Raw genomic sequence first — 12,043 nt, 5'->3', positions numbered from 1 at the left:
TCTATTTGAGCGCGATGGCTGAGAAAGCTGCGCTGCTTGCGACCGCAAAGCGAACGAAAGCCTGAACTTGAACTTCAGAAATCACGCAGCAAAGCCTGACCTTGTTTCGGCAGGTTGAACGAATGGATCCGGCCAGCGCGATCGGCGGGCGGTTGGAGAACGCGTGTTTGTTGAGCGCGAAGGGCGGCAATTTCGGTGCAGCGATGACCTGCAAGGCGATTCGGGCGCATGGCGCGGCCCGCGTCCGGCAAACCTGTTCAACAATTTTCTAATCACTTCACGTTCGACGACAATCCTGGATCGGTAATAAAGGCGAGACATGAGAAACGGTCAGAATAATAACAACAAGCGGATGCGGAATAACAACAACCGCAGCAGCAATAGCGGCGGCGGCAGCAACAATAGCAACAGCAACAACAATCGGCGCGGCCAGAACCCGATGACCCGGGTGTTCGAATCGAACGGCCCCGATATCAAGATCCGTGGCACCGCCTCGCATGTCGCCGAGAAATACGTCCAGCTGGCGCGCGACGCGCGTTCTTCCGGCGACCCGGTCGCCGCCGAGAACTACTATCAGCACGCCGAACACTATTTCCGCCTGATCGCCGCCGCCCAGGAGCAGTTCCGGCAGAACCAGCCGCAGCCGCGCACCGAGAACGAGATGGCCTCGGAAGACGGTGACGATGACGGCGAGACGTTCTCGAATTTCGGCGCCGAACCGGGCTTCGTGACGCCGCCGCCGCAGCACTTCGTGCCGCGCGATCCGCAGCCGCCGCGCGAGCAGCAACCGTATCAGCCGCGCGAAAACCAGCAGTACCAGCCGCGCGAGCAGCGTGAGCCCCGCGATAACAACGCGCCGCGCGAAAACAACCATCGCGAACGGACCGAACGTCCGCAGCACCAGCCGCAACCGCAGCCGCAATTCCAGCCGCAGCCCCAGCCGGCGATGCCGGTCAGCGACAGCGTCGATCGGCTGCCGTCCTTCATCACCGGCCCGCAGCCGGTGGTGAACGGTCCGGTGCCGTTCGATGCCGCCGCCGGCGAACGCTTCCCGCCGCGCCGCCGTCGTCGTCCGCACGGCCCGCGCCCGGAAGGTGCCGCGCCCGTGCCGGTGACGCCGGGTGATGATTTCGGCAATACGTGATCCGTAGCCCGGATGAAGTCGTCGCGCGCATCAGCGCGCGGCGGCGCAATCCGGGAGCAGACAGGATAGGCCGGCCCCGGATTGTCATCCGGGCTACTTAGACTATCAGCGAAGACGCAATTAAAATGCCGACGCCAATTCCCTGGCGCCCGGCAGATTGCTGTTGGCGTCCATCCGGCTGTCGGTGATCGCCAGCAGCTTGGCCACCGTGTTGTGGCGGATCGCCACCGGATTTCGCTCATAGCCGCCGCGCTGGAAGAAATTCGCGGTCGGCACGCGCTCGCGCATCGCAATCGGCATCGTCACCATGTCCAGGCCGGTCGAGTCGCCGGTGAGATTCATCATCTCCAGCTCGGCGGCAGTCAGCGGCCTTGTATATCCCTTCGCCCGGGCGAAATGCACCGACGTCAACAGCTTGTGGGTCTGCAGCAACGGGCCGACATCGACATCCAGCACCAGCGCATGCACCGCCCAGCCCTGCGGCGTGCGCCCCAGCTTTTCATGCTCGCTCCAATTACCCGGAATGGAGCGCGAGAACGCCACCATCCGCTTCACCACCGCGATCTTCTGTTCCATTGCCTTGCGCTGCGGGCTCGGCAGGCTCGCCGCCCTGCCGGTCATTTCGCTGATGATATGGTGGCCCTGCTCCGCCAGCAGCACCAGCGTATTGGTGGTGAGCAACTGGTTGTAGCCGATCGCCGTCGAGATCGCGCGCGACCCCGGACGCGAGGCGCTGAGACCGGACTGCATGTCGTGATTGCCGTTGCCGCCGGTCTCGAACGCATAGACCCGTATCGCCTGCTCCCGGGTCAGCCCGGCTTCGATGGCCGCGCGGGCATAGGCACGCTTGAATTCGAGTTCGCTGGCCGGGCGCTGCGGCCGGAACTGGAATTGCTCGGCTGCAGCTTTCAGGAAATCGGCCACCACCGGCAGCGATTTGCGCGGCGCCCTGGGCTCTTCCGGCTCCGGCTGCGGATCGACCGGGCGCTTCGGTCCGTCATACAGCGGCGCCTGCTCCAGCACGTAATCATTTAGGCCGATCGCTTCGCCGCTGCGACGCTTGGCGTTGCGAATCTTGCGCTTCTCGGCGATCGCGCTCCAATAGGGCTCGGCTTCCGCATCGAAGGCCGCGCGGGCCTCCTGATATTCCTGCAGCTTCCGGCGGTAATCGGCGATTGCCTGCGGCGAGGCCTGCTGGGCCATCGCATTCACGACGCCGGGCGGCAGCGTGGAAACGTCGAAAGCCATGGCCTGCGGCGCGGTCAGCAGCAGGACAAGGGAAACCGAAGCAAGCCGTAAACAAAGCGAATGAAGCATGGGACCTGTCAGGCTGGCGCGCGGCGCGCATCGAATTCATGGGGCCGCACGGATTCTCCGTGCCGGCCCAATCCGGAAAAGTTGGTTCAAAGAGCTTGGCGCAGCATGGTGAAGAATGTGTTGCCAGTACGAGTTCCGGCACGGCCACGACACCGTGTCGCGGGCCGGGAGGCCACGGTCATTTCCAGGCGAATACTGGCTGCTCGAGGTCGGCAACGCGGGTGTCGCGGCCGGCGAGCAGCTCGCTGAACTGGTAGATCAGCGCCGCCGTCGGCGCGTGAATGAACTGGCCGGCATGGCGGTATCGGATGACGCGGCGCTCGCTCTCCGGGATCGTCACGAAATCGAACGCTTCCGTCCGCGCGATCTCGGACAGCGCGATGCGATGTACCGAGGCGACCTCGTGCGGATTGGGCAGGAGGCTGCGGCTGTCCTGTGCCCACGCCAGAACCGGCGTGATGAGGTAGCCCGACCGCGTCGGATAGTCGTCGAGCGTGCCGATGACATCGGCCGGCGTCAGCCGCAGGCCGAGTTCCTCATGCAGCTCTCGCAGGGCGGCGTCGATGACCGTCTCGCCGGGATCGCAGCGGCCACCCGGCAAGGCCCATTGGCCACCATGGGCGCGCAGCCCGGAGGCCCGCAAGGTCAGCAGCATCGCCGTATCGCGGCCATCACTGGCCTCGACCAGCACGATGGCGACGGCCGCTTGCTTCAGACCGGAAGGCGGCGCTTCCGCCGCGCGGACAAAGTCGGCACCGCGGACCGCAATCATCTGCCGCGTATGGGACGTGAATGGATGCGTCATGCGAATGGATTACACGAGCCCGGCGGCCGCCGCACTAGGCACCCTGCCCCGGCCTTTGTAGAACGGGCTCCCGTTCCGACGCTCCCCCAAGGACATTGCATGACCGAAGCCATAAATGCCGAGCTGCTGGAAGCCGGCTGGTCCATCATGGACGATGACGGCTTCATTCATCTGGTCGGGCCGGTATGGCACCGCATGGTCGGCACCGACCATGAGTTTGCGATCGTCGGTCAGGACAAGCACCGCAACCGCCGCGGCGTGGTACAGGGCGGTGTGCTGATGACGTTGGCGGATCGTAGTTGCGGGATGACGGCACGCGCCGTGTCCGGCGCCGATGCGCTGGCTACCGTACAGATGGACACGTTTTTCGTCGATGCCGCGCGGATCGGGGAGTTGATGATCTCGCGGCCGAAGGCGCTGCGCGCGACCCGCAGCCTGATCTTCATGAGCACCGAAGTTTGCGTCGGCGACCGTGTCGTCGCCACCGCGCATGGCGTGTTCAAGACTGTACGCGACCGTACCGATGCCGGGCATCCGGCACGAACAACGATACCACGGCACCACCCGGTCGATTAATCGGCCCCGGCTGGAACGATCGGTCGCTCAACGCCTTAGCCCGCGTACGTCACCGGAGATTTCTGCCGAAAGGCGCACGCCGATGGCTCGGATATCAAGCCAAGGCTATTTGAAAAATGACTTATGCGAAGCCACACGCCAAACCTGAAGGCGGAGTGCAATCACTCGACAATGACATCGTCGGAAACACGAGATCGCGGCCAGTGGTCCTGGTCGTCGAAGACGATACGCTGTTGCGGATGCACGCTGCCGAAATGATCGAAGAGGCCGGCTTCAAAGTTCTGGAAGCACCGAACGCCGACGAAGCGATCAAATTGCTGGAGACCCGTCTGGATATCGCCGTCATGTTTACCGATATCGACATGCCGGGTTCGATGAACGGACTGAAGCTGGCGCACGCCGTGGCCAACCGATGGCCGCCAATCCGGATCGTGGCAACGTCCGGCCATTTCCAGATGCGCGACGGCGATCTGCCGGCGGGCGGGGTGTTTATCGCCAAGCCCTATCTCTCCCATCAGATCATTTCCACACTTCGTGACCTGGCCAAGGCCGTCGCCTGACTGACGCGGGTTGACGCTCCATCGGCTCCCGTCCACGCTGCTTGCTCGACACCGTTCCAAAATTGAGCACGATGATGTGGGCCTTCTTCCAAAATCTTCTCGACACCTCCCTTTTTGCACCGCACGGCATCTGCCTGTTGTGGGAACCCGGCCTGATCTGGCTGCATGTCGGCTCCGATGTCTTGACCGCGCTGGCCTACTTCTCGATCCCCGTGGTGTTGACGATCTTCGTGATGCGGCGGCGCGACGTGGAGTTCGGCTGGATCTTCTGGGCTTTTGCGATCTTCATCATGGCCTGCGGCCTCACGCATGTGCTTTCGATCATCACGCTGTGGGTGCCGATCTACGGAATTCAGGGCATCGTCAAGGCGATCACCGCGGTCGCATCCGTGATCACGGCAGCAATCCTTTGGCCGCTGCTGCCGCGGCTGCTGGCGATTCCGTCGCCGGCGCAATTGCACGAAGCCCAACTGGCGCTGGTCGAGGAAGGCCGCTATCGCCGCGAGGCCGAGGACATGCTGCGTCAATCGCAGAAGATGGAAGCGATCGGCCACCTCACCGGCGGCGTCGCGCATGATTTCAACAACCTTCTGACCATCATCATCGGCAATCTCGAAATCGCCGAACGCACCGTCAACAACTGGACCGATGGCTCGCAAGCGCGCCTCAGGCGCGTGATCGCCAGCGCCGCGGGCGGCGCGCAGCGCGCGATCGTCCTGACGCAGCGCCTGCTGGCCTTCGCACGACGCCAGCCGCTCGATCCGAAGCCGATCAATGTCAACCAGTTGCTGCAGGGCATGTCGGACTTCTTCCAGCGCACGCTCAGCGAAAACATCGAGCTGGAAATCGTCGGCGGCGCCGGGCTGTGGCAGGTCGAGGTCGATCCCGGTCAGATGGAAGCCGGCATCCTCAACCTCGTCGTCAACGCGCGCGACGCCATGGCGGACCGCGGCAGCCTGACGATCGAGACCAGCAACGCCTTCATCGACGAAGCCTACGCGCAGCAGCATGCCGATCTGCCGGTCGGTCAATATGTCCAGATTGCCGTGAGCGATACCGGCCCCGGCATGCCGAAGGAGGTGCAGGAGCGCGCCTTCGATCCGTTCTTCACGACCAAGGAACCGGGCCTCGGCACCGGTCTCGGCCTCAGCCAAGTCTACGGCTTCGTCAAGCAGTCCGGCGGGCACGTCAAGATCTACAGCGAGGCAGGCCTCGGTACGACCATCAAGATCTATCTCCCGCGCAGCCGGAAAACGGCGGAAGCGGCGATCGAGACCGACAGCGTGGTGATCGGCGGAAGCGGCCATGAGACCATCATGGTGGTGGAAGACGATCCGGACGTGCGCGCCTACCTGGTCGAGACGCTGGAGGGGCTGGACTACCGCATCCGCTTCGCACCGAATGCCGATCAGGCGCTGTCCGACTTCGAACGCGACCCGTCGCCGATCGATTTGCTTCTCACGGACGTCGTGATGCCCGGCATGAACGGCCGCCAGTTCGCCGGAGAGATGCAAAAGCGCCAGCCGGGGTTGAGGGTGCTGTTCATGACCGGCTATTCCCGCAACGCCATCGTGCACAACGGGCGACTGGATGCCGGCGTGTCGCTGCTGCAAAAACCGATTCCGCAGGCGACGCTGGCGGCAAAGATCCGGGAGATGCTGGACAAGAAGTAGCGGCGCTCAGGTCACCTCTCACCAGCGGGGAGAGGTGGGATGAACTTGGCCGACGGCGATCAGCTCAAGAATAAGTCAACCGTCTAATGCGCTTCTGCGGCCAGCACGGCCTCGACGCGGATCTCTTCCGTCAACCTTGCCTTCAATGCCGAGAATTCCGGGCTGGTCTTGATCGTGTAGTGCCGCGGATGCGGCAGATCGACGGCGACATCGGCCTTGATGCGGCCGGGTCGCGCCGACATCACCACCACGCGGGAGGCGAGAAACACCGCCTCCTCGATATCGTGGGTGACGAAAATCACGGTCTTGCGCTCGCGCTCCCAGATGCCGAGCAACAGTTCCTGCATCAAGGCGCGGGTCTGGTTGTCGAGCGCGCCGAACGGCTCGTCGAGCAGCAGGATTTTCGGGCTGTTGGCGAGTGCGCGGGCGATCGCGGTACGCTGCTGCATGCCGCCGGAGAGCTGTTTCGGAAAATGATGCGCAAAGCTGGTGAGGCCGACCTTGTCGAGCCATTCGGCGGCGATCGCATTGCGTTCGCGCAACGAGACGCCGCGCTCGCGCAGCCCGAACGAGATGTTCTCCGACACCGTCAGCCAGGGGAACAGCGTGTAGGACTGGAACACCATGCCGCGGTCGGCGCCGGGGCCGGTAATGGCCTTGCCGTCGAGCAGGATGTGGCCGGTGGTCGGCGTGTCCAGCCCGGCCACCATGCGCAGCAACGTCGACTTGCCGCAGCCGGAGGGGCCGAGAATGGTGACGAAGTCGTTGTCGGCGACCGCGAGGTTGGCCGGCTCCAGCGCCCGCGTGGGCGTGCCGCCGCGCACCGCGGGGAAGATGCGCGAGACGTTCTCGATGACCAGCTTGCTCACAGGACGCTCCACGGGAACATCGCGCGGTTGGCGGCCTTGAAGGCGTAGTCCGAGATTAGCCCGATGATACCGATCACGATGATTCCGAAGATGATCTGCCCGGTCGCCAGCAGCGCCTGGCTGTCGATGATCATGTGACCGATGCCCGAGGACGAGCCGATCAGTTCGGCGACGATGACATAGGTCCAGGCCCAGCCGAGCACGAGGCGCAGGATCTCGGCGATGCCCGGCGCCGCCGAGGGAATCAGCACGCGCCGGAGCACGCCGACATCACGCGCGCCGAGCGTCAGCGAGGCCTCGACGAGGTCACGGCGCACGCTGCCTACGGTGACCGCGACCATCAGGATGATCTGGAATACCGAGCCGATGAAGATCACCAGCAGTTTCTGCAACTCGCCGATCCCGGCCCACAGGATCAGCAGCGGAATGAAGGCGGAGGCCGGCAAATAGCGGGCGAACGATACGAAGGGCTCGAGGAAGGCTTCGACCGGCTTGTAGGCGCCCATCAGGATGCCGAGCGGCACCGCGACCAGCGCCGCCAGCACGAAGCCGCCGATCACCCGCCAGATCGTCATGCCGATGTCGAACAGGAAGCCCTGTTTGGTCAGCAGCCACCAGCCGTCATTCAGCATGGTGAGAGGGTTGGCGAGGAAGGTTTTCGAGACGAAGCCGCCGAAGGTCGCATAGGACCACGCGGCGACGAACAGCACGAAGAACGAGATGCCGAGCACGACACGCGCGGAGGAGGAAACGGGGGCGAGAGGTTTCATGATTTATGATCTGCGGGTGAATTCGTCATTGCGAGGAGCCCTTGCGACGAAGCAATCCAGAAAGCAGCGAAGCGAAGCAACTGGATTGCTTCGCTTCGCTCGCAATGACGGCGATGGGGCCGGTGATTACTGGATGAACCGCGTGTCGACGATCTTGGTGAGATCCGGGATTTCCTTGATCACGCCTATCTCGAGCAGCAGTTCGGCGGCTTCCTTGGAGAAAGCCTGGAATTCGCCGGCGAAGAACTTCTTGTTCTGCTCCTGGTCCTGCCAGCGCAGGTACTGCGCAGAGGCGCCGAATTTTTCGCCGGACTGCTTCACGTCGGCGCCCATGATTTCATAAGACTTCGCCTGATCCGACTTGATCATGGCAACGGCCTCGAAATAGCTCTTGGTCAGCGCCTTCACCGCGGCCTCATTATCCGCGATGAATTTCGGCGTGCAGCCGAACGTGTCCATGATCATCGGGTAGTCCAGCGTGGTGGCGATGATCTTGCCGGCTTCAGGCTTCTCGCGCACCGCGGAGAGATAGGGCTCATAGGTCATCGCGGCATCGTTCTGCCCGGCGATGAAGGCCTGCGCGGCCGGGCCGGGCTCCATGTTGACGACGCTGACGTCCTTCACCGACATGCCGTTCTTCTTCAGAAACCAGGCCAGCGTGAAATATGGCGCGGTACCGGGCGCGGACGCGGCGACGGTCTTGCCTTTCAGGTCCTTGATCGAGCCGGTGGTGCCGCGTACGGCCATGCCGTCGGCGCCATAGGATTTGTCGAGCTGGAACAACTGCGTGGTGGCGACGCCGTTGGCATTCCAGACCACCCAGGTCTCGACCGTGGTCGCTGCGCATTGTACGTCGCCGGACGCGATGGCGAGGTGACGGCTGGCCTGCGGGACTTTCTTGATGGTGACGTCGAGGCCATTCCTGGCGAAAATGCCCGCCTCTTTGGCCAGCGTCAGCGGGGCGAAACCGGTCCAGCCGGAAATGGCGATGGTCACCTTGGTCTGCGCCATCGCCGGCGTGGCCACCAGAGCGGCGAGCATCGCCGCCGCGGAAATGCTAATCAACTTCATTATGCCGTCTCCCCAGCCGAATAATACTGTCATGATATTGCATGGCAGCATGGAGTTTCGCCAGAGTCAATTTCCAGGCTTTCGGTCGCAGCACCGGAAGCCGGGGCGGCCGTCGTGCGACCGTCGGGACGACCTGAAGCCGGGCGCGGGCGGAGGTCCACGCATGCGCAGCCTGGGTGGCGCCTGCTGCCCCTGCGCAGGAACGATTCATCTCATGCTACGTTCGAGCGTTGTTTGAGGATTTCACGGATTTCACATGACGGACGGCGACCTGCAGCGTTTCGTCGAGGCCCAGACGGACATATACGCCACCGCGCTCGGTGAATTGCGCGCCGGCCGCAAGCGTACTCACTGGATGTGGTTCGTGTTTCCGCAGATCGCCGGCCTCGGCCACAGTGCGATGGCGCGGCATTACGCGGTCGCATCGCGTGACGAAGCAAAGGCCTACGTCGCGCATGATGTTCTGGGCCCGCGGCTGCGCGAGTGCACGCAGGCCGTTCTCGCCGTGTCCGACAGCACCGCCAACGCCATCTTCGGCTCGCCGGACGATATCAAGTTTCGATCGTGCATGACGCTGTTCGATGCCGTCGCCGCGGACGGCATGTTCGACGAGGCGCTGGCGCGGTTCTATGGCGGCCAGCGCGACCCGGCGACGCTCGAGCGACTTTGAGCTTCACGGGAACCGGCGGGCTTCGGCGCCGTTGATCGGCGCAACATGGAGAACCGAGATGAACAAGAAGACGCTGGCCGAGGTCGCCGACAAGATGGCCGGGATCGACATCGCGATCCTGTCGACGCACACCGAGAATGGCGAAATTGCCAATCGGCCGATGAGCAATAACGGCGACGTCAGCTATGACGGCACGTCATATTACTTCACCTATGAGCAGGCACGCGCGGTGTCCGATATCACCGCCGACCCCAAAGTGGCGCTCGGATTTTCCGCACCAGGCGGATGGTTCAGCGGCTCCGGGCTCTACGTGGCCGTCGAGGGCAACGCCGAACTGATCCGTGACAGGGCCGCCTTCGAGAAGCACTGGACGCCCGATCTCGACAAGTGGTTCGAAAAGGGTATCGATACGCCCGGTATCGTGCTGATCAAGGTGAAGGCCCGGCGCATCACCTATTGGGAAGGCACCGAGGAAGGCGAAGTGACGCTGTAACAGCGTCTTTCGCATCATTCGCGGCCGAAGCCTTCGCCATCAGGCGTTGCTTCGGCCGCTGTCGTTTCCGCTGATGCCATACAGGAAGATCGAGATGCAGCGCCGGATATGATCCTGGCGTTTCGGTGGGCGTCTCCGCGCCACCGCCGCGTCGAGCTTGAGCACCATCGGACCGAAGATCATGTCGAGCAGGATATGGACCGCGCTGTTGGCGTCACGGAGTTCGATCCGCTCACGCTTGCACCGTGCCTTGAGCCATTTCGCGAGATCGGCGCGCGCCTTTTCGGCGCCGTAGCGGAACAGCAGTTCCTCGAGTTCCGGGTGCTGCTGCGATTCCACCATCACCAGCCTCAGCAAGGCGAGATTGTCGCGTTCCGACTGCGGATCGATGTCGATCCGGAAAATCTGCTGCAGGGCCTGATCGATCGGCAAGTCGTCGTAGTCGCCCGGCAGCGCCAGCATGCTGTAGCGATGCGCGTCCACCACCGCGGCGAAAAGCGCGGGCTTGCCGGGAAACAGCCGGTACAACGTCTGTTTTGAAATCTTGCAGCGTGCGGCAACGTCGTCCGTCGTGGTCCGGCCATAGCCCTTTTCAATGAACAATTGACGCGCACCGTCGGCGATCAACGACCGCTGCGTGTCGTCGGATACCAGCTTCGGCCGTCCGCGGTGACGGGGCACCGCAATCGCCGTGGGTGCTTTCGCATTCGTGTCCATTTCGTGACTCTAACAGCCTTGTGATACCGACAGCAATCAAACCTAGATTGACCCGGGCGCCTTCGGCCAATACTAGTACTGTACCGTACTGTAATCGCAAGGTCCTCCCGCGCATGGCCGCATATTTTCTGTTTATCCGCGGCCGATACGCCAAAGCCTGCATCGCCGGCCTCTCCTTGTTGCTGCTGGCCGGATGCGGCGATGGCGGCGACAAGGCCGCGAAGAACGCTGGCGCGCCGCCGCGCGCCGAGGTCAGCGTCGTCACGTTGCGCCCGCAATCGATCGCGATCACGTCGGAACTGCCGGGCCGCACCACGGCCTCGCTGGTCGCGGAGGTCCGCCCGCAGGTGAACGGCATCATCAAGGAGCGGCTGTTCAAGGAAGGCAGCGAGGTCAAGGCCGGCGACATGCTGTACCAGATCGATCCCGCCGCCTACCAGGCCGCGCTCGACAGCGCCGTGGCCGCCTTGCAGAAGGCCGAGGCCGCCGTGCCCAATGCCGAAGCCAAGCTCGAGCGCTATCGCACACTGATCAAGCAGAACGCCGTCAGCAAGCAGGACCTCGACGATTCCGTGGCCGCGCTGGCGCAGGCCAAGGCCGATGTGGCGTCCAACAATGCCAGCGTCGATACCGCGCGTCTCAATCTCGCTTATACCAGGATCGAGGCGCCGATCAGCGGCCGCATCGACCGATCGTCGCTGACGCCGGGTGCGCTGGTGACGGCCAGCCAGACCACCGCGCTGACAACCATCCGCACGCTCGATCCGATCTATGTCGATGTCACGGAATCCAGCACCAACCTGCTGAACTGGCGGCAGGCGGTCAGCGAAGGGCGCATCAAGTTCGACGGCGCCGATGTCAGCGTCAAGCTGAAGCTGGAAAACGGCACCACCTATAATCACACCGGCAAGATGGCCTTTGCCGAGTCGAATGTCAGCCAGACCACCGGCACCTTCGCGCTGCGCGCGGAATTTCCCAACCCCGATCGCATCCTGTTGCCGGGCACCTACGCCCGCGCCGTGATCGAGCAGGGCATCGCCGAGAACAGCTTTGCCATTCCGCAGCGGGCCATCACCCGCAACACCAAGGGCGAAGCCACCGGCATGTTCATCACCGCCGAAGGCAAGGTCGAACAACGCACACTCGCGGTCTCCAGCAATGTCGGCAACAACTGGCTGGCCACGTCCGGCGTCAAGGATGGCGACCGCATCATCGTCGAGGGCGCGCAGATGGTGAAGCCCGGCGCCGCCGTCACGGCCGTCGAGGTCACGATCGACAACAACACCGGCGAAGTGAAGGGCACCAAGCGGGGGAGCCTCGATACCGGCACCCGACTGGCGACGCGCGAGACCGCACCCGCCACGGGCGGGAACTGATC

14 protein-coding genes are annotated in these 12,043 nt (G+C 63.6%); 7 read left to right on the top strand and 7 right to left on the bottom strand.

The window, feature by feature from the left end:
- Position 1: 1 nt before the first annotated feature.
- Entirely contained in the window at positions 2–214 is a 213-nt protein-coding gene (locus tag FIU28_RS03330) for a hypothetical protein (RefSeq protein ID WP_143571671.1), read from the bottom strand.
- A gap of 105 nt (positions 215–319) precedes the next feature.
- Here FIU28_RS03330 and FIU28_RS03325 point away from each other — a divergent pair, with 105 nt between their 5' ends.
- Positions 320–1,144: a DUF4167 domain-containing protein gene (locus FIU28_RS03325; RefSeq protein ID WP_143571670.1), complete on the top strand. Its 825-nt coding sequence runs from the start codon at positions 320–322 to the stop codon at positions 1,142–1,144.
- 120 nt (positions 1,145–1,264) lie between these two features.
- Here the strand turns inward: FIU28_RS03325 and FIU28_RS03320 are convergent, their stop codons facing one another.
- Entirely contained in the window at positions 1,265–2,392 is a 1,128-nt protein-coding gene (locus FIU28_RS03320) for a hypothetical protein (protein WP_441351649.1), read from the bottom strand.
- 247 nt (positions 2,393–2,639) lie between these two features.
- Positions 2,640–3,266 carry an NUDIX hydrolase gene (locus tag FIU28_RS03315; RefSeq protein ID WP_143571668.1) on the bottom strand — a complete coding sequence of 209 codons (627 nt, stop codon included), beginning with the start codon at positions 3,264–3,266 and terminating at the stop codon, positions 2,640–2,642.
- A gap of 99 nt (positions 3,267–3,365) precedes the next feature.
- Here FIU28_RS03315 and FIU28_RS03310 point away from each other — a divergent pair, with 99 nt between their 5' ends.
- From FIU28_RS03310 to FIU28_RS03300, 3 genes are all read left to right on the top strand, one after another.
- A complete protein-coding gene (locus tag FIU28_RS03310; RefSeq protein ID WP_143571667.1) occupies positions 3,366–3,842 on the top strand; it encodes a PaaI family thioesterase in 477 nt (158 codons plus the stop codon).
- 116 nt (positions 3,843–3,958) lie between these two features.
- On the top strand, positions 3,959–4,402 hold the full coding sequence (locus FIU28_RS03305; protein ID WP_143571666.1) for a response regulator: 444 nt from the start codon (positions 3,959–3,961) through the stop codon (positions 4,400–4,402).
- Positions 4,403–4,473: 71 nt separating this feature from the next.
- Positions 4,474–6,075, top strand: a complete 1,602-nt coding sequence (locus FIU28_RS03300; protein ID WP_441351648.1) for a response regulator — start codon at positions 4,474–4,476, stop codon at positions 6,073–6,075.
- 83 nt (positions 6,076–6,158) lie between these two features.
- Here FIU28_RS03300 and FIU28_RS03295 read toward each other — a convergent pair whose 3' ends face one another.
- The 3 genes from FIU28_RS03295 to FIU28_RS03285 all read right to left on the bottom strand — a co-directional run bounded on the left by FIU28_RS03295 (position 6,159) and on the right by FIU28_RS03285 (position 8,785).
- Positions 6,159–6,944 (bottom strand): ABC transporter ATP-binding protein, encoded by a 786-nt coding sequence (locus FIU28_RS03295; protein ID WP_143571665.1) that lies wholly within the window; start codon positions 6,942–6,944, stop codon positions 6,159–6,161.
- Entirely contained in the window at positions 6,941–7,714 is a 774-nt protein-coding gene (locus FIU28_RS03290) for an ABC transporter permease (protein WP_143571664.1), read from the bottom strand. Before FIU28_RS03290 ends, FIU28_RS03295 begins: the two co-directional genes overlap by 4 nt.
- A gap of 126 nt (positions 7,715–7,840) precedes the next feature.
- A complete protein-coding gene (locus tag FIU28_RS03285) occupies positions 7,841–8,785 on the bottom strand; it encodes an ABC transporter substrate-binding protein (protein WP_143571663.1) in 945 nt (314 codons plus the stop codon).
- Positions 8,786–9,041: 256 nt separating this feature from the next.
- Here FIU28_RS03285 and FIU28_RS03280 point away from each other — a divergent pair, with 256 nt between their 5' ends.
- Positions 9,042–9,455 (top strand): DUF1810 domain-containing protein, encoded by a 414-nt coding sequence (locus FIU28_RS03280; protein WP_143571662.1) that lies wholly within the window; start codon positions 9,042–9,044, stop codon positions 9,453–9,455.
- Between the two features lie 58 nt (positions 9,456–9,513).
- Entirely contained in the window at positions 9,514–9,948 is a 435-nt protein-coding gene (locus FIU28_RS03275) for a pyridoxamine 5'-phosphate oxidase family protein (protein WP_143571661.1), read from the top strand.
- Positions 9,949–9,987: 39 nt separating this feature from the next.
- Here FIU28_RS03275 and FIU28_RS03270 read toward each other — a convergent pair whose 3' ends face one another.
- A complete protein-coding gene (locus tag FIU28_RS03270) occupies positions 9,988–10,665 on the bottom strand; it encodes a TetR/AcrR family transcriptional regulator (protein ID WP_143571660.1) in 678 nt (225 codons plus the stop codon).
- 113 nt (positions 10,666–10,778) lie between these two features.
- On the opposite strand from FIU28_RS03270, the gene FIU28_RS03265 reads away from it, so the two are divergent.
- Positions 10,779–12,041, top strand: a complete 1,263-nt coding sequence (locus FIU28_RS03265; RefSeq protein ID WP_143571659.1) for an efflux RND transporter periplasmic adaptor subunit — start codon at positions 10,779–10,781, stop codon at positions 12,039–12,041.
- The last annotated feature ends 2 nt before the right edge of the window (positions 12,042–12,043 follow it).

This window comes from Tardiphaga sp. vice154, assembly GCF_007018645.1.
Classification (GTDB): Bacteria; Pseudomonadota; Alphaproteobacteria; order Rhizobiales; family Xanthobacteraceae; genus Tardiphaga.
The sequence above is the reverse complement of the archived record's forward strand: the minus strand, read 5'-3'. Positions and strand labels throughout refer to the sequence as shown.

Excerpts from the sequence above, each read along its gene's own strand:
- FIU28_RS03325 (WP_143571670.1), top strand. The coding sequence starts at position 320 with ATGAGAAACGGTCAGAATAATAACAACAAGCGGATGCGGAATAACAAC.
- FIU28_RS03320 (WP_441351649.1), bottom strand. The coding sequence starts at position 2,392 with ATGGCTTTCGACGTTTCCACGCTGCCGCCCGGCGTCGTGAATGCGATG.
- FIU28_RS03315 (WP_143571668.1), bottom strand. The coding sequence starts at position 3,266 with ATGACGCATCCATTCACGTCCCATACGCGGCAGATGATTGCGGTCCGC.
- FIU28_RS03310 (WP_143571667.1), top strand. The coding sequence starts at position 3,366 with ATGACCGAAGCCATAAATGCCGAGCTGCTGGAAGCCGGCTGGTCCATC.
- FIU28_RS03305 (WP_143571666.1), top strand. The coding sequence starts at position 3,959 with ATGACTTATGCGAAGCCACACGCCAAACCTGAAGGCGGAGTGCAATCA.
- FIU28_RS03300 (WP_441351648.1), top strand. The coding sequence starts at position 4,474 with ATGATGTGGGCCTTCTTCCAAAATCTTCTCGACACCTCCCTTTTTGCA.
- FIU28_RS03290 (WP_143571664.1), bottom strand. The coding sequence starts at position 7,714 with ATGAAACCTCTCGCCCCCGTTTCCTCCTCCGCGCGTGTCGTGCTCGGC.
- FIU28_RS03285 (WP_143571663.1), bottom strand. The coding sequence starts at position 8,785 with ATGAAGTTGATTAGCATTTCCGCGGCGGCGATGCTCGCCGCTCTGGTG.
- FIU28_RS03280 (WP_143571662.1), top strand. The coding sequence starts at position 9,042 with ATGACGGACGGCGACCTGCAGCGTTTCGTCGAGGCCCAGACGGACATA.
- FIU28_RS03275 (WP_143571661.1), top strand. The coding sequence starts at position 9,514 with ATGAACAAGAAGACGCTGGCCGAGGTCGCCGACAAGATGGCCGGGATC.
- FIU28_RS03270 (WP_143571660.1), bottom strand. The coding sequence starts at position 10,665 with ATGGACACGAATGCGAAAGCACCCACGGCGATTGCGGTGCCCCGTCAC.
- FIU28_RS03265 (WP_143571659.1), top strand. The coding sequence starts at position 10,779 with ATGGCCGCATATTTTCTGTTTATCCGCGGCCGATACGCCAAAGCCTGC.